At 63.2% G+C, this 15,536-nt stretch carries 13 protein-coding genes; 3 read left to right on the forward strand and 10 right to left on the reverse strand.

Translation table 11 applies throughout. The features are described 5' to 3' along the window. Positions 1–25 precede the first annotated feature (25 nt). The 6 genes from scpB to PCJ21_RS03640 all read right to left on the reverse strand — a co-directional run bounded on the left by scpB (position 26) and on the right by PCJ21_RS03640 (position 9,215). Positions 26–760: an SMC-Scp complex subunit ScpB gene (gene scpB, locus PCJ21_RS03615; protein ID WP_269930022.1), complete on the reverse strand. Its 735-nt coding sequence runs from the start codon at positions 758–760 to the stop codon at positions 26–28. Beyond that, complete coding sequence (locus PCJ21_RS03620; RefSeq protein WP_269930270.1) at positions 757–1,557, reverse strand: segregation and condensation protein A; 801 nt, start codon at positions 1,555–1,557, stop codon at positions 757–759. Before PCJ21_RS03620 ends, scpB begins: the two co-directional genes overlap by 4 nt. 65 nt (positions 1,558–1,622) lie before the next feature. Beyond that, on the reverse strand, positions 1,623–2,642 hold the full coding sequence (nagZ, locus tag PCJ21_RS03625; protein WP_269930023.1) for a beta-N-acetylhexosaminidase: 1,020 nt from the start codon (positions 2,640–2,642) through the stop codon (positions 1,623–1,625). A gap of 117 nt (positions 2,643–2,759) precedes the next feature. After that, positions 2,760–6,068: an SPOR domain-containing protein gene (locus tag PCJ21_RS03630; RefSeq protein WP_269930024.1), complete on the reverse strand. Its 3,309-nt coding sequence runs from the start codon at positions 6,066–6,068 to the stop codon at positions 2,760–2,762. A gap of 106 nt (positions 6,069–6,174) precedes the next feature. Beyond that, the gene (gene argS, locus PCJ21_RS03635; RefSeq protein ID WP_269930025.1) at positions 6,175–7,932 is read right to left on the reverse strand and encodes an arginine--tRNA ligase; all 1,758 of its coding nucleotides are present in this window, start codon (positions 7,930–7,932) and stop codon (positions 6,175–6,177) included. Between the two features lie 62 nt (positions 7,933–7,994). Beyond that, on the reverse strand, positions 7,995–9,215 hold the full coding sequence (locus PCJ21_RS03640) for a deoxyguanosinetriphosphate triphosphohydrolase (protein WP_269930026.1): 1,221 nt from the start codon (positions 9,213–9,215) through the stop codon (positions 7,995–7,997). Positions 9,216–9,286: 71 nt separating this feature from the next. Between PCJ21_RS03640 and erpA the strand changes: the two genes are divergently transcribed. Both erpA and PCJ21_RS03650 read left to right on the forward strand, forming a co-directional pair. Continuing rightward, the gene (erpA, locus tag PCJ21_RS03645; RefSeq protein ID WP_269930027.1) at positions 9,287–9,634 is read left to right on the forward strand and encodes an iron-sulfur cluster insertion protein ErpA; all 348 of its coding nucleotides are present in this window, start codon (positions 9,287–9,289) and stop codon (positions 9,632–9,634) included. A gap of 1 nt (position 9,635) precedes the next feature. Next, positions 9,636–10,013, forward strand: coding sequence for a VOC family protein (locus tag PCJ21_RS03650; RefSeq protein WP_269930028.1), 378 nt, complete (start codon positions 9,636–9,638; stop codon positions 10,011–10,013). A gap of 75 nt (positions 10,014–10,088) precedes the next feature. Here PCJ21_RS03650 and PCJ21_RS03655 read toward each other — a convergent pair whose 3' ends face one another. Further along, positions 10,089–11,573, reverse strand: a complete 1,485-nt coding sequence (locus tag PCJ21_RS03655) for a nucleobase:cation symporter-2 family protein (RefSeq protein WP_269930029.1) — start codon at positions 11,571–11,573, stop codon at positions 10,089–10,091. Positions 11,574–11,711: 138 nt separating this feature from the next. On the opposite strand from PCJ21_RS03655, the gene xth reads away from it, so the two are divergent. Further along, positions 11,712–12,503: an exodeoxyribonuclease III gene (gene xth, locus PCJ21_RS03660; RefSeq protein ID WP_269930030.1), complete on the forward strand. Its 792-nt coding sequence runs from the start codon at positions 11,712–11,714 to the stop codon at positions 12,501–12,503. Positions 12,504–12,610: 107 nt separating this feature from the next. Here the strand turns inward: xth and PCJ21_RS03665 are convergent, their stop codons facing one another. The 3 genes from PCJ21_RS03665 to PCJ21_RS03675 form a co-directional block, all read right to left on the reverse strand. Beyond that, complete coding sequence (locus PCJ21_RS03665; RefSeq protein ID WP_269930031.1) at positions 12,611–13,429, reverse strand: tetratricopeptide repeat protein; 819 nt, start codon at positions 13,427–13,429, stop codon at positions 12,611–12,613. Continuing rightward, positions 13,416–13,856, reverse strand: a complete 441-nt coding sequence (locus PCJ21_RS03670) for a hypothetical protein (RefSeq protein ID WP_269930032.1) — start codon at positions 13,854–13,856, stop codon at positions 13,416–13,418. The genes PCJ21_RS03665 and PCJ21_RS03670 overlap by 14 nt, the downstream gene beginning before the upstream one ends. A gap of 272 nt (positions 13,857–14,128) precedes the next feature. Beyond that, on the reverse strand, positions 14,129–15,229 hold the full coding sequence (locus tag PCJ21_RS03675) for an outer membrane protein transport protein (protein ID WP_269930033.1): 1,101 nt from the start codon (positions 15,227–15,229) through the stop codon (positions 14,129–14,131). Positions 15,230–15,536 lie beyond the last annotated feature (307 nt).

A 15,536-nucleotide genomic window follows, 5' to 3' on the forward strand; every position in this document is an offset into this window, starting at 1 on the left:
GGGGCCGGTTCCACACCGGCGCGGGTCAATCATCTGTGACGCGGGGTGTCAACAGGCCAAGCTCTTCGAGATCGATGTCCGTCAACGGATCTTCGTCCTCGGTAAGCACATCCGTATCGGATGGCGGTAGCGGCACCGAGAACCCGGGCGGCATGCGGGTGGACAACAGCCCTGCCCCCTTCAGCTCTTCGATACCCGGCAGGTCGCGGATTTCCTCCAGGCCGAAATGGTCGAGGAAGCCCTCGGTCGTGCCATAGGTTACCGGACGGCCGGGGGTCTTGCGCCGTCCGCGCATGCGCACCCATTCGGTTTCCATCAGCGTATCGAGCGTACCCTTGGAAGTCTCGACGCCCCTGATGTCCTCTATCTCGGCGCGGGTCACCGGCTGATGGTAGGCGATCACCGACAGCACCTCGAGGGCGGCGCGCGACAGCTTCTTCTGCTGCACCGTGTCGCGGCTCATCAGGAACGCCAGGTCGCCGGCGGTGCGGAACGCCCAGGCATCGGCAATCCTGACGAGATTGACCCCGCGACGTTCGTAGATGCGCTGCAGCTCGACCATCGCTTCGCGCACATCGACGCCTTCGGGCAGCCGCGCGGTCAGTTGCCGCTCGCTGACGGGGCTCGCGCTGGCGAAGACGATCGCCTCGGCCATCCGCACGGCTTCGGCCAGATGGAGCCGGGCGGCAGGATTCTGGTTGACGGTCTCGCCGTCATCGCCTTCGAGCGAAAACGGGACCACGTTTGATCCTTCGTTCATGAAGCACCTTCGGTCTGCACACCGGCAGGCTGGCGCTCGCGCAGGTATATCGGCGCAAACGCTTCGTGCTGGCGGATTTCGACGCTGCCGTCGCGGACCATTTCGAGGCTGGCGGCAAAGGAACTGGCGATCGCCGTCCGGCGCTCCTCCGGTCCGGTCATGTAGCGGATCAGGAAATGGTCGAGCGCGGCCCAGTCCTTCAGCTCGCCAACCATGCGCATGAGGATGTCGCGCGCCTGCTTGAGCGACCACACGCCGCGCTTGGCGATCTGGACGTTGGTGATGGCCTGGCGCTGGCGCTGTCCGGCATAGGCGCTCAAAAGGTCGTAGAGCGACGCGGAATACTCGTTGCGCTTGTCGATGATGACCATTTCCGGCGCGCCACGCTGGAACACGTCGCGCCCGAGCCGATTGCGGTTGACGAGACGGGCTGCCGCATCGCGCATCGCTTCGAGCCGCTTGAGGCGGAATTGCAGGACCGCTGCCAGTTCCTCGCCGCTTTCGCCTTCATCGCCCGGCATCTTGGGAATCAGCAGCTTCGACTTGAGGAAGGCGAGCCATGCCGCCATGACCAGGTAGTCGGCGGCCAGTTCGAGCCGCAGCGCCCTGGCTTGCGATACAAACGCGAGATATTGCTCGACCAATGCGAGGATGGAAATGCGCGAGAGGTCCACCCTCTGGCTGCGCGCGAGGTGCAGCAACAGATCAAGCGGGCCTTCGAAGCCGGCGACGTCGACGACCAGCGACGGATCGTCGGTGGTTCGATCCTCGACGTTCTCCGCCCACAGGCGGTCCATCGGTGCGGGCTTAGCAGCCTTGCTTTCCAATGCGTCCGCCAAAATGGTGCCTTCTCGTTGAGAGGCTAAGCAACTGCCTCGAAAAATTGTCCGAATTCCGCCCGCAGCGACACTTCGTCGTGACCATCGCCCGCCTTCACCGCGGCCAGCGCCTTTTCGGCGCGTTCAAGTGGCTTGCCGGTCAGCGCGGTGGCCCGCGAGGCGATGCCCTCCATCTCCTCCATCACGCCATTGCAGTGAAGGACAAGATCGACCCCCGCCGCAAGGATTGCCGCCGATTTTGACGGGAAATCCCCAGAAAGCGCCTTCATCGAAGTGTCGTCGCTGACCAGAAGCCCGTCAAAGCCGATCTCGCCGCGCACGATCTCCTCTACCACCTTGCGCGAGGTGGTTGCAGGGTTGTGCGGATCTACGGCGCTGAAGATGACATGCGCGGTCATGGCGATCGGCAGATGGTTGAGCGACTTGAACGGCGCGAAATCGTGCGCGCGCAATTCATCGAGCGGCGTATCGACCGTCGGCAACTCGAAATGCGTGTCGGCGAAGGCGCGGCCATGGCCGGGAATGTGTTTCATGACGGGCAGGATGCCACCCGACAAAAGACCTTCGGCGGCCGCGCGCCCGAGCGCTGCAACAGTTGTTGGGTCCTGGCCATAGGCGCGTGCGCCGATCACCTCGCTCGCCCCTTCCACCGGCACGTCGAGAACGGGCAGGCAGTCGGCGGTAATGCCATAACGCGCCAGATCGAAGGCATGCAGACTGGCATGCAGCCATGTGGCGCGCAGTCCGGCTTCGCGGTCGCTGCGATAGAGCGCGCCGAGCGCGCCGCCGGCAGGGTAGTTCGGCGCCAGCGGCGGACGCAGGCGCTGAACCCTTCCGCCTTCCTGGTCGATGAACACAGGCGCTTCGGGCCGGCCGACGCTGTCGCGCATGGAGGCGACCAGATCGCGGATCTGCTCCGGCTCCTTGACGTTGCGGGCGAAGAGAATGAAGCCCCATGGCCGCTCACGGCGATAGAAGGCCACTTCTTCGGGGGTGAGCGACAGGCCAGCGCAGCCAAGGATGATGGACTTTGATTCGGTCATGACGGGAGCTTAGCGCCTTTTTCAAAGGGATAGAATCGGCCGTGGCTTGCGAAACCGGGCCAGAAACGAAAACGGCGCAGCCAAGCCGCGCCGTCCTCGATCTTTTTTGCCGGGAACTTACTTCGACACGAAGCAGTTGCCGCCTGCGGCCTTGTAGCTTTCGCACAGGCTGACCGCATCGTTGCGGGTGCCAGCCGGGACGCGAACGCGCCAGAACGTGCCCTTGCCGGCGATCTCGGCCTTGACGATGCTGACTTCGCGGCCATTGAGGACGCTGCCGTAGCGGCGGCGCAGATCGTCATAGGTAGACTTGGCGGCTGCTTCGCTCGGCTGCGAGGCGATCTGCATCGCCCAGGCACCGGATGCGGCAGCGGTCGGGGCAGCCGGGGCAACCGCCACGACCTGGTCAGGCTTGACCTCGCCGACGACGTTTACCGGCTGCTCGGACGGACGCTGCGGCGCGATCGGGGCGCTGGCCGGCGTGCTTGCCGACTGGTTCGCTGCCGGCTTGGCCTCGGCGACGGGCGCCAAGGCGGGCTTGGCCGGGACAGTGCCGGTCGCCTCGGATGCCGGCTCAGCGACGCGCTGCGGCGCCGGGTCGGTCGGCTCGGCAGCGGCTACCGCCGCGGGCGCCGGCTCTTCGCGCGGCACCAGCGTGCCGTCGGGACGGACAACCATCGTGCGCACCTTGCGCGGCGCGACGGCAGCCGTTTCGGCGCTGGCGTCGGGCTGATCGACCTGGGCGACGCGTTCTTCCGACTTCGGCGCCATACCGTCCGCTGTGTCTTCCGCATCGACGGGCAGGCTGTCGTTGGCGAGCGCCTCGGCTTCCTTGGCGGCGACGTCGATCGGCTCTTCAACGTTGGTGACAAGCTTCTCCTGGGCAGGAGCGCCGTTGCCGCCACCGGCAACACGGTCGTAGACCTTGCTGTCCTGGTTGGGAACGGTGATGCCGCCGGGGTTTTCCGGGCGAACCTTGATCGGGCTGTCGTCGGCCTTGACCAGAACCGGCGGGCCAGCGTTGTCGGAGCCGCCAAACGACAGCGCCCACGCCCCTATGCCGCCGACAACAGCCACCGCGGCGACAACCGCAGCGATGGTCATGCCGCGACGCGCCGGACGCGCAGGCGAACCAGCCAGGCCGGAAGAGGCCATGGCTTCGTCGAATTCGGGATCGTAGGCGAAATCGTCAGCCGCATCCTGGGCGTGCCTGCCGGCCGGATGCGCGGTCATGCCGAGATCAAAGCCGGAAAGACGATCATCGCCCCCCTGCGCAGCCGACTGGCGGCCGGCATACATCGCACCAGCCCCGGCCGTCACTGCTGCGGCGGCTGCTGCCGGGAATTCGATCCGCTGTGCTGGGGCATCGCCCTCGCGCAGTTCCTTGCGATCGAAGCCCGCAGCATATGGGTTCGAAGCGTAGCTCGACGCAGGCTGCTTGCTGTCGCCGGCATTCATCTCGTTCATCAGGTTCGAGAATTCGCCGTCGAGATCATCGAACGCCTGCGCGGGCGGCGTATCGTCTTCGAAGGCCAGTTCCGGGATATCCAGATCGTCGGCCAGGGCGACAGCCTTCTCAGGCACGTCGACCGTTTCGATCTCAGGCGCGTCGTCGAACGACGAAACGGCTGCGAACAGTTCGGCTTCGAGATCGTCGTGCATGTCCGCCGCGTTGTCGGCCTCGTCCGCAAAGGGCTCGGGCTCGTGCTGCGCATAGGCTGGATCGGCCGAATACTCCGGCTCTGCAATGTAGGACGCAGCAGGCTCGTAGGTCGGCTCGGGCGCGTAGGACAGCTCTGGCTCATAGGATGGAGCGGGCGCGTAGCTCGAGGCGGCAGCCGCGACAGGCGCGGCAGTGACCACCGGTGCGGCACGCGGCGCGACCGGGGTGCCAAGGCCCCAGCTCCGGGCCTGCTCATAGCGCGACGCTGCAAGCGGACGCTCGGCGGCAGGCTGTATGGCTGCTGCTGCCGTTGCCGCAGCCGGTGCCGCAACTTCGGCGCTGCGCTCAAGCGCCATGTCGAACGCGTCGTCGTCGAAGCTCACATCGTCGTCGGCCTGGTGGTCGTAGGTCGGCTCGGCATAAGGGCTTGCACCAGCCTCGACCGGCGCCAGCTCGTCGGCATAGTCCTCGACCTCATGAACCTGGGACTCGTAGGTCTCGGGCTCATAGGCAGCGGTCTCTTCGACATAAGTTTCCTGCGCATCGTCGACCGGCTGCTCGGCCGCCCACAGCGAGTGAACGGGTTCCAACGCGACAGCCGCGGGCTCCGGGCGCAACGGCACAACGACGGGTTCCGACAAAGCCTTGGCCTGGCTGCTCATCGTGCCGAGCAGCGCATTCAGTTCATCCTCAAGGCTGTCGACTTCGGCAGCGGCCGGCACCGCAGCAACCGGCTCAGCCACAGGTTCGAAGGCAGCGACAGGAACCTCAAAGGCCTGCACGTCTTCGCCAGCCTGATCTTCGTCGCTCAGCGCGCTCTGCAGGCTGCGCTCGAACTCGTCATAGTCATGCGACACCGCCGCAGGCGCTTCGACCTCAGCTTCGACCGACAGGTCATGATGCGAGAACGCCAATTCGGCTTCGGCAGGCTCATAGCCGCCCAGCGTCATCTCGCCACCGGCCGTGATGTCGGTTTCGTCGGAAGCTGCGAAATCCATGTCGACGTCGGCCATGGCGGCATCGAACTCGGCGTCGAGTTCAGCCTCGCTGCGCACCGGAGCGGCGTAGTGGACGTCCTCGTCGGCGACCGATGGCGCTTCGGCTTCGAAGGTCGGTTCGTCGGCATGGTCCCCATCGGTAGCGTAGCGCTCCACCGAACCAAAATCGGCTTCAGGCTCGAACGCCATCCGCGGAGCAGCGGCATAGGCCGGCATCTCGGCAACCAGCTCGTTTTCCAGCGACATGCCCTGCTCGAAGCTCGCTGCGACGGCGTCGTCGAAGGAGGCGCCGACCTCGAAATCCGGCTGATGGGTCTGCGCGTAGGCAGGCGCATCGACCGTCACGTGGGCGTGATCGTTGGGCTGCGCGTAGGCAACAGGCTCGGCATAGGCATGGGACGCTGCCGGGATCAGTTCGTTTTCGAGCGAAAGCCCCTGCTCGAACGATGCGGCAAAGGCATCGTCGAACGAGGCATCGACCTCAAACTCCGGCTGATGAACCGGTTCGGCCTGGACATAGGAAGCCGGCTGCGCGGAGGCGGCAACCTGTTCGTCGCCAGCCAATTCGCCCAGCAGTTCCTTTTCCAGATCGATGCCGAAATCGTCATCCATCGCCGGCTCGACGCGACCAGCGGACGCGCCAACATCCTGGCGCACCACAGGCTGGCGCGGATCGAAGCCCATGATCCTCGTCAGTTCCGCGAACGGGTCTTCTTCGGCGAAATTATTCTTGTCTGCGATCTTCAGCTGGGTTCCGTCTGCCATTCTTTTTCCCGAACTCTCGCACTTTTTTCGGACGCAATGAACGTCGCGTAAGGTTGGCCCTTACCAGCGCAATGTGGGCAAAAGGTGACATGAAGTCCCGGAAAACCTAGCGCATTTCAGTCGGCGCATCCGCGCCGATCAACGCCAAGCCCGACGTCAAGACGTCCGAAACAGCCTGCACCAGCCCGAGTCTGGCATGGGTCAATTCTGGATCGTTAACCTTAACAAACCGTAAGTCGGGGTTGTCCGTGCCGCGATTCCAATGTCCATGGAACGCACTTGCCAGATCATAGAGATAAAAGGCCAGCCGGTGCGGCTCCATGGACTGTGCCGCGGACTCGATCAGGCGCGGATACTCGGCCAGTTTCTTGATCAGTCCGATTTCACCTTCATCGGTCAAACGCTCGACGCCAGCAATCAGCTGCACGCGATCAAAACCGATGTCGCCGAGCTGCTCCTTGGCCTGGCGGAACACCGAATGGCAGCGCGCCGAAGCGTATTGCACGTAGAACACCGGATTGTCCTTGGACTGTTCGGTGACCTTGGCGAAGTCGAAATCGAGCGGCGCGTCGCTCTTGCGGTAAAGCATCATGAAGCGGATGGCGTCGCGCCCGACTTCCTCGACCACGTCGCGCAGGGTGATGAACTCCCCTGCCCGCTTGGACATGCGCACAGGCTCGCCGTCGCGGAACAGCTTCACCAGTTGGCAGAGCAGCACGTCGAGCTTTACCGAACCATCGGTGACCGCGCGCGCCAGCGCCTCCATGCGCTTGACATAGCCGCCATGGTCGGCGCCGAGCACGAACACCAGTTCCTCAAAGCCGCGATCGACCTTGTCCTTGAGATAGGCAACGTCGGCGGCGAAGTAGGTGAAGGCGCCGTCCGACTTGACCAGAGCGCGATCCATGTCGTCGCCGACCTCGGTCGAGCGGAACAGCGTCTGTTCGCGGTCCTCCCAGTCGTCCGGCTTTTCGCCCTTGGGCGGCGGCAGCGTGCCCTTGTAGATGTGGCCCTTCAGCGTCAGGTCGTTGATCGCCGAGCGGATCGCCTTGGCGTTGTCGGCATGCAGCGCGCGCTCGGAGAAGAACACCTCGTGACGCACGTTGAGCAACGCCAGGTCCTCGCGGATCATCGCCATCATGGCATCGATGGTGTGATCCTTGACAATCGCCAGCGCCTCATCCTCGAGCATCTCAAGCAGGCCACGGCCGAATTCCTCTGCCAGGGCCTGCCCGACCGGCACAAGATAATCACCCGGGTAAAGCCCCGCAGGGATTTCGCCGACCGCGTCGCCGAGCGCCTCGCGATAGCGCATCATCACCGAACGGCCCAGCACGTCGATCTGGGCGCCGGCGTCGTTGATGTAGTACTCCTTGGTCACGTCGTAGCCGGCGAATCCGAGGATGTTGGCGAGCGCGTCACCAACCACGGCGCCGCGGCAATGGCCGACATGCATCGGACCTGTCGGATTGGCCGAGACGTATTCGACGTTGACGCGCTTGTTCTTGCCGTATCCCGAGCGGCCGTAATCGGCAGCGTTCTCGAGCATGCCGGCGAGATGCTTGTGCCAGAATTCGTCCTTGAGCCTGAGATTGACGAAGCCGGGACCGGCAACCTCGGCCTTGGCGACGTCGGCATCCCTGGCAAGCTCCACCACCAGCCGCTCGGCCAATGCGCGCGGGTTCTGGCCCGTCGGCTTGGCAAGAACCATCGCCGCGTTTGTCGCCAGATCGCCGTGGGTCGCGTCGCGCGGCGGCTCCACGGCGAGGCGCGTCAGGTCGAGCACACCGCCATCTTTCGGAGTCAATTCAAGCGCTTCGACGGCTTTGGTGATCCGCTCGTTGAAATCGGCGAAAATATTCATCTGCTCGGCTCTGGGTGGCATTGCGTGGCAACCGGCATAGAAGCCGGAAATGTGCGCCCGGCCTAAACCAAATCGGGCGTATGGTCAAACAAGCGACGGTGCTCCTTGAGCGCATAGGTGTCGGTCATGCCGGCCAGGAAGTCGGCGACGTGGCGCGCCTTGACGCGGTCGCTCGCCTTGTCGAGGCCCTCGCGCCAGCCTTCCGGCATCGCCTTGGGATCGGCCAGATAGACGTCGAAGAGGTCGCGCACGATGGTGTCGGCATTGGCGCGCACCCGCATGACCTCCGGATGCCGGTACATATTGCGGTAGAGGAACGCCTTCAGCTCCTTTTCCTGGACGGCCATCGCCGTCGAAAACGTCACCATCGCCTCGCCCGCCGCCCTCACCTCGTCGGCGCTGCCTGGCTTCACCAAAGCAAGCCGGGCGGTGGCGGTCGCAATCACATCCTCGACAAAGAGGGTGATCTGCCGGCGCATCAGCTCATGCCCGGCGCGCACCGGGTCGAGCGCCGGGTAGCGCTCGCGCACACCGCGCAGGATGCCAGCCGGCAGCGAGACCTGTTCCAGCATGTCGAGCGTCAGCAGGCCGGCGCGCAGACCGTCGTCGATGTCATGGGTGTTGTAGGCGACGTCGTCGGCAATCGCCGCGCACTGCGCCTCGAGACTGGCGAAGCGGTCGAGTTCAAGGTCGTGCAGCTCGGAATAATCGCGGATCGCCTGCGGCAGCTGCCCCTTGAGGCAATTGCCGGCGGCATCGGTCAGCGGCCCGTTGTGCTTGACCAGGCCCTCCAGCGTCTCCCAGGTCAGGTTGAGACCGTCGAACTCGGCATAGCGGCGTTCGAGCTTGGTCACCACCCTGAGCGACTGGGCGTTGTGATCGAACCCACCCCAGGGTTCCATCTTCTCGTTCAGCGCGTCTTCGCCGGTGTGACCGAACGGCGTGTGGCCGAAATCGTGGACGAGCGCGATCGCCTCGGCGAGGTCCTCGTCGCAGCGCAGCGCACGCGCCAGGGCGCGGGCGATCTGGGCGACTTCGATCGTATGGGTCAGGCGGGTGCGGAAATGGTCACCCTCATGTGCAACGAAGACCTGGGTCTTGTGCTTGAGACGGCGGAAGGCGGTCGAATGGATGATACGGTCGCGGTCACGCTGGAATGGCGTGCGCGTCGGGCTTTCGACCTCGTCGACCAGGCGGCCACGCGAACGGGTCGGGTCGCAGGCATAGGCCGCCCGCGGCCTGTAGCCGAAGCCGATGTCGCCAAGGTCCCGCTCGCCGTCCATGCACTGCACCCGTTGACTTAGCCGAGGTCGCTTCATACCTATCATAAGAAACCGAAAGCAAGGTGACGCCGATGGGCGCTGACGCCAAGACCGCCATGAAAATCGAAATGACCGATGCCGCTGCCAAGCGCATCGCCAAGATCGTTGCCGGCGATCCGGGCAAGACCGCGCTGCGTATCTCGGTCGAGGGCGGCGGCTGTTCCGGCTTTTCCTACAAGTTCGACCTCGTGGAAGGCTCGAATGAGGACGACATCGCCATCGAAAAGGATGGCGCGACGCTCCTGATCGACGACCTCTCGCTCGTCTACATGGGCGGCTCGGTCGTCGATTTCGTCGACGACCTGATGGGACAGTCGTTCCAGATCAAGAACCCAAACGCGGTCGCCGGCTGCGGCTGCGGCACCAGCTTCTCCATCTGAGATGCGCCGCCCCAGAGCGCTCCGTCAGGTTGCGCTCTCGGCAGGCCGGGACATCGACGCCACGCTTGCCTTCTGGCAAGACGTGTTCGGCCTGCCCGTGCATGCGCGCTACGATCCGCCCGGCATCGCCTTCATCGTCGTCGGCGGCATCAGGCTGTTCTTCACCGGCGGTGTGCCGCAGGGCACGGTCTATCTCGACATCGACGATCTCGACGCATTCCACGAGCAGGCCGTCGACCGGGGAATTGCCTTCACCACGACGCCGACGCTGGTGCATCGCGATACCGAGGGCGAATTCGGCCCGGCCGGCGAGAGCGAATGGATGGCCTTCCTGAAAGACCCCGCCGGCAACATGATCGCCCTGGTCGAACGCAAATAGGCGGATTGGGGCCGCGAGCATGGCGTCGGCAAAGGGCCCCTTGCGGGGCCCTCGCCTGCCTCAGGGTACAGTTCGTCAGGCTTCCGCAGCCATCGCCGCTTCGCGGATCTCGGATTCGTTGACCCTGGTGCCGTTGAAGAAGGCGTTGAGGACAACGGCCGACACCGACGCCAGCAGGATGCCGGACTCGATCAGCGGGTGGATGGCGTGCGGCATCCACATCTTGAAGTCGGGCGCGACGAGCGGGACCATGCCGAAGCCGACCGACACGGCGACCACGAACAGGTTGTTGCGGCTGGTCTTGAAATCGACATTCGACAGGATCCGGATGCCCGTTGCGGCAACCATGCCGAACATCACCAGCCCCGCGCCGCCGAGCACAACCGTCGGCAGCGCTTCGACCAGCGCCCCCATCTTGGGCACCACGCCAAGAATGATCAGGATGACGCCGCCAGCAACGCAGACGAAGCGGCTCTTGACGCCGGTGACGCCGACCAGGCCGACATTCTGCGAGAAGCTAGTATAGGGGAAGGTGTTGAACAGGCCGCCGATGATGGTGCCGAGACCATCGGTGCGCAGGCCGGCCGACAGCATCGGCTGGGTCACCTTCTTGCCGGTCATGTCGCCGAGCGCAAGGAACATGCCTGTCGATTCGATCATCACGACGATCATGACCAGTACCATGGTGACGATGAGGATCGGGTCGAAGATCGGCATGCCGAAACGCAACGGCGTGATCAGTTCGAACCAGCCGGCGGTGGCGACCTTCTCGAAGTGCATCATGCCCATCGAAGCGGTGACGATGCCGCCGATGATGATACCGAGCAGCACGGCGATGTTGGCCATGAAACCCTTGCCGAACCTGGCGATCAACAGGATCGAAAGCAGAACGATTGCCGAGATGCCGACATTGGTCAGCGGCGCATAGGCAACGTTCTGGACGGTTGCGGCGAGCGCCAGCTTGTCCGGGATTGGTGGAATGGTCGAGCCGGTGGCGGCGGCCATTTCAGACACAGACTTCAGCCATGCGGCATGTTCCGGCGACACCAGCCTGGGTGCCGTCGGGCCGACGGGATTGCCGAAGATCCAGTTGATGCCGATGCGCATCAGCGACGCACCGATGACCACGATGATGGTGCCGGTGACGACAGGCGGAAAGAAACGCAGCATGCGGCTGACCAGCGGCGCGATCAGCAGCGATACTATACCTGCACCGATGATGGCGCCGAAGATCATGCGGGCCCCGTCCGGCCCCTGGTTGGCGTTGGCCATGGCGACCATCGGGCCGACGGCGGCGAAGGTGACGCCCATCATGACCGGCAGCTTGATGCCGAACCACTGGGTGGCGCCGAACGCCTGGATGATGGTGACGACGCCGCAGACGAACAGGTCGGCCGAAATCAGGAATGCGACCTGCTCGGGATCGAGCTTGAGCGCGCGCCCGATGATGAGAGGTACGGCGATGGCGCCGGCATACATGACCAGCACATGCTGGATGCCGAGCGCGGCTAGGCGAGGCGCTGGAAGCACCTCGTCCACAGGATGAGTACTGTTGGACATGGCATTTGTTCCCCTTTTGCCAGCCGGTCCGAAGAATGCCAAAGAGGACCGGTTCCCTTCTCCCGAGGGATGGTGCAGGATCGTCCGGAACAGTCGCGTCGACTATCTAGATTTGTTTGAAATTGTAGTGTGATTTTCATGAAGATCGTGACCTGGAACATCAATGGCGTCCGCGCCCGCATCGAAAACCTGGTGCACTGGCTCAAGGAAAGCGATCCGGACATCGTCTGTCTTCAGGAAATCAAGACGGTCGATGAAGGGTTTCCGCGTTTCGAGATCGAGGCGCTCGGCTACAACGTCGAGACACACGGCCAGAAGGGTTTCAACGGCGTCGCCATACTTTCGAAGCTGCCGTTTGACGAAGTCAATCGCGGCCTGCCCGGCGACGATTCCGACGTACAGGCGCGCTTCATCGAGGGCGTGTTCTCGACCGACAAGGGCGCGTTGCGTGTCGTGTCGCTGTATCTGCCCAACGGCAATCCTGTCGGCACCGAGAAGTTCCCCTACAAGCTCGGGTGGATGGACAGGCTGGAGCGATGGGCTGCCGAGCGGCTTGCACTCGAGGAGGCTTTGGTGCTGGCCGGCGACTACAACGTCATTCCCGAGGCGATCGACGCCCGCAACATCGAGCTGTGGCTGGGCGATGCGCTGTATCAGCCGGAAACGCGCCGCGCCTTCCGCAGGCTGAAGAATCTCGGCTTTACCGAAGCCGTTCGCGCCGTCACTGACAGGCCCGACGTCTACACGTTCTGGGACTACCAAGCCGGCGCGTGGCAGAAGAACAACGGCATCCGCATCGACCACCTGCTGCTATCGCCGGAGGCCGCAAACCGCTTCGCATCGGCGTCGATCGAAAAGCATGTGCGGGCCTGGGAAAAGCCATCGGACCATGTGCCGGTAGCGATCCGGATGGACCTGGCAGCGGCGTAGCCCCAGCAGGCGCTGGACGCCTACTGACTGCCAAACAACCCTTTGGATGGCCAATCCCGACACGGGCCGGGCGTAAGACCGCCCGCGCCGTGACAGGCGCGCAAGAGTTACTCGTTGCCCTTGGTAAGGATGTCCTCGGCAAGCGATATCGCCGTGCGGCGATCGGACTCGGCGGCGAGCGCAAAGGCCTCTTCCTGCATACCACGGATCCACGGCTGGTCATGCGGGGTGGCGCGTTCGAGCGCCGCGGTCATCATGGCGAGGCCGCGTACGACCCTGCCGCTTTGGAACAGCAGATTTCCTAGAGTTGCCTGAGCGCCGGCATGGCCCTTCTCGGCGGCAAGCTGCAGCCAGCGGCCGGCCTGCTTGACGTTGGCCTTGACCCCGCCCTCACCCTTCAGGAACATCTTGCCCATCTCGAACTGGGCGTTCGGATTGCGGTAGTTCGCGGCGGCGCGCATGTAATATTCCTGCGCCGCAACCTGGTTGGCGGCGACCGGAGTGCCGGGAATGCCTTCCTTCATGTAGCCGCCCAGGGCAACCAAGGCATCCGAGACATAGCTTTCCTCGGGCGAACCAGGCTCGACGTCCTGCTCGGCGATCTCGGAGAAGAACTTGAAGGCCTCGTAGTCGTTCTGGGTGACGCCGTCGCCTTCCGCATACATGCGGGCGAGCTTCCAGGTGGCGCCGATCTGGCCGTTCTCGGCGGCGTAGCGGTAGGCTTCGACAGCCTGGTCCTTGTGGCCGCTCTTGTAGGCCGAGAAACCGAACTGAAACACCGCCCACGGGCTGGACTGCGGCTTCACCCCGGTCTTGTCGTCGAATACCTTGTCGTCGAACGCCAATGCGCTGCCCGTCGCGCCAAGCAGGGCGACCGCCAGAAGCGCCGAATGCGCAGATATCCTAACCAACTCAGAAACCCGCATGGCAGTTCATTTCTTTCGCCCCGCCAACGGACGCCGCACCATTGCGGAGCACCCTGAAGGCATGGGCATAAACACTGTTTGCGCCCGGCCGCACGGCGGCCCGACGCATGTTCCTGTTCTTCGCCCTCTCCGCGAGATTGCCTGCGAACATTGCCAACCTTTGCTGGCGCGCGCTGTTCGAGGCGTTGTTGGCGAGAACGTGCAACGTATTTTCGGCTAAAGTACGGCCAGCAGAAGCGGCAATTTCTTCGAACAGGCAAACGTGACCGGCCAAAGTCTTCGGCCGCCAAGCAACGCGCTTCGCCGTTGCAGCCGCGTCATGGTGCGGGGTGCGATCCAGAGGCTGCCGCGCCTGGGACGCGCCAACGCCGTTCGCCGTCGAAAGACGGTTCGGCAGTTGGGCATCGTTGGGCGCGTCTACGTTCATTCCTGTTCCTGCCGCGGCGCGGCCGTCTGGTGGTTCCACGCCCGCACTCCGGGCGCCGTCGAAAGACCTATCCGGGGTGCGCCGTGTTTATGGCGGGAAATTGGCAACTCCGCCTCAGTGCTCCCTAGCCGAAAGCTTGGCGGAAAACTGTTGCTGAATCGTCACAATCCGTGGCCGCACGGCCACACATGGTTTCCCATTTGCAAACGCGCGCGGGCAGCACAAAAAAGCCGGGCACAAGGCCCGGCTTTCGAGATGTCAGGGAAGTGGGATTACCACTTGACCCCATAGCCAGCAGAAAAGGCAAAACCCCAATCAGCCCCAACTGTACGCATCAAGCTACCCGGTTGGGTTTCGGAAACTTCACCCATGTGGATCGCAGCCGCACCGAGGCGCAACTCGCCCCACTTGTCCTTCATCGAAGCGCCTACACCCAACGTATAGGTCTCAGCCGTCAAATCCCAACCAGTCCCAACACCACGATCCCAAGATACGAATGCAGTTCCGGAAATGCGGTCTGTAAATGCACGACCAACGCCGCCAGTCACAGTCCATCCATCACGCCAGAAGTAGTCATTCTTGCTCTGGAGCCCCGCATTGGGAAGACGAAGGATCAACTCTTTCGTCACCGACCAATCGGTCCACTTAACACTACCGTATGCCAACCACCCGGGAGCTATGCCACTCTGCAACTTGACTTCGACGCTTTGGGGTAGGTCGGCCGTACCGGTAGCAATTTGATTGCCACCGAAAAGAAGGGCATTGCCATTCGCATCCACGGAGAATCCTGAGCGATACATCAATTGAGCTCGCAGGGCTATCTCAGGTATGTCGTAGCCAATGCCCGCTCGCCAACCGACGTTGGTGTCCCGAAGGGTTCCATCGAGAGCTCCAGCGAGAGCGACCAAGTCATACTTGACCGTTTCCATGAATACCCCGCCAAGGAGCCAAAGGCGCCCTTTGCCCAAGTCAACCTTGTAGCCGCAAGTCGCCCCAAACTCGTTGACGGCAAAATCTTCATTCAGCTTGCCGATCGGACCACTCGGAACTGGCCAAGTAGCATCGCCGCCAAAGGACTGAGTAAACGTCCCGGCACAGCTCATATCCTCGAGGATCTTGAACTTAACCGCAGCAGAGGGAACGGCATAAGTGTCGGCATAATCAACACCGACGAGTGCGGCCTGAGAATTTGCCGTAAACTTCCTGGTCGGATTCACAACAGTCACGCCAGTTCGAAGATTAAAATTGCCCTCTTCGTAAAGGATATCCGTGTCAGCTGTACCACGCGAAAAACCGCCGGCCTGCGCGGCGCTGGCCGCTACGATCGTCAGCGCCGTTGCCCCCAGCAGCGCCTTGAAACGCGAAATGTTCATTGAGTCTTCTCCCCGAAATGCTCGTGAGTCGAATTGAACGAAATCATCGTACTCACGCAACATTGATTTTTTGCAAACGCCATCGACGCTTCGGGGGATGCGCCGGGGCCGGAAACTCTTCCCCTTACGCAAACGTCAATTTTCAAGATTTTCATCGAGAGCCGACGAAATTTCGCGGAGAAATTCGTCGAAGATGGCGGAAAATACGTGATTTCGGGGCTATTTCGGCCCTTGTTACATTCTGGCAACAATCAGGCGCAAAATGGTTACATCGGCCACATCTTGCGCTACGGCATACCTGGCCGCG

The organism is Aminobacter sp. HY435 (assembly GCF_027568395.1).
In the GTDB taxonomy this organism is placed as follows: domain Bacteria; phylum Pseudomonadota; class Alphaproteobacteria; order Rhizobiales; family Rhizobiaceae; genus Aminobacter.

Excerpts from the sequence above, each read along its gene's own strand:
- argS (WP_269930025.1), bottom strand. The coding sequence starts at position 7,932 with ATGAATATTTTCGCCGATTTCAACGAGCGGATCACCAAAGCCGTCGAA.
- nagZ (WP_269930023.1), bottom strand. The coding sequence starts at position 2,642 with ATGACCGAATCAAAGTCCATCATCCTTGGCTGCGCTGGCCTGTCGCTC.
- PCJ21_RS03675 (WP_269930033.1), bottom strand. The coding sequence starts at position 15,229 with ATGAACATTTCGCGTTTCAAGGCGCTGCTGGGGGCAACGGCGCTGACG.
- PCJ21_RS03670 (WP_269930032.1), bottom strand. The coding sequence starts at position 13,856 with ATGAACGTAGACGCGCCCAACGATGCCCAACTGCCGAACCGTCTTTCG.
- PCJ21_RS03650 (WP_269930028.1), top strand. The coding sequence starts at position 9,636 with ATGCGCCGCCCCAGAGCGCTCCGTCAGGTTGCGCTCTCGGCAGGCCGG.
- PCJ21_RS03665 (WP_269930031.1), bottom strand. The coding sequence starts at position 13,429 with ATGCGGGTTTCTGAGTTGGTTAGGATATCTGCGCATTCGGCGCTTCTG.
- PCJ21_RS03620 (WP_269930270.1), bottom strand. The coding sequence starts at position 1,557 with ATGGACCGCCTGTGGGCGGAGAACGTCGAGGATCGAACCACCGACGAT.
- PCJ21_RS03640 (WP_269930026.1), bottom strand. The coding sequence starts at position 9,215 with ATGGACGGCGAGCGGGACCTTGGCGACATCGGCTTCGGCTACAGGCCG.
- xth (WP_269930030.1), top strand. The coding sequence starts at position 11,712 with ATGAAGATCGTGACCTGGAACATCAATGGCGTCCGCGCCCGCATCGAA.
- scpB (WP_269930022.1), bottom strand. The coding sequence starts at position 760 with ATGAACGAAGGATCAAACGTGGTCCCGTTTTCGCTCGAAGGCGATGAC.
- erpA (WP_269930027.1), top strand. The coding sequence starts at position 9,287 with ATGGGCGCTGACGCCAAGACCGCCATGAAAATCGAAATGACCGATGCC.
- PCJ21_RS03655 (WP_269930029.1), bottom strand. The coding sequence starts at position 11,573 with ATGTCCAACAGTACTCATCCTGTGGACGAGGTGCTTCCAGCGCCTCGC.
- PCJ21_RS03630 (WP_269930024.1), bottom strand. The coding sequence starts at position 6,068 with ATGGCAGACGGAACCCAGCTGAAGATCGCAGACAAGAATAATTTCGCC.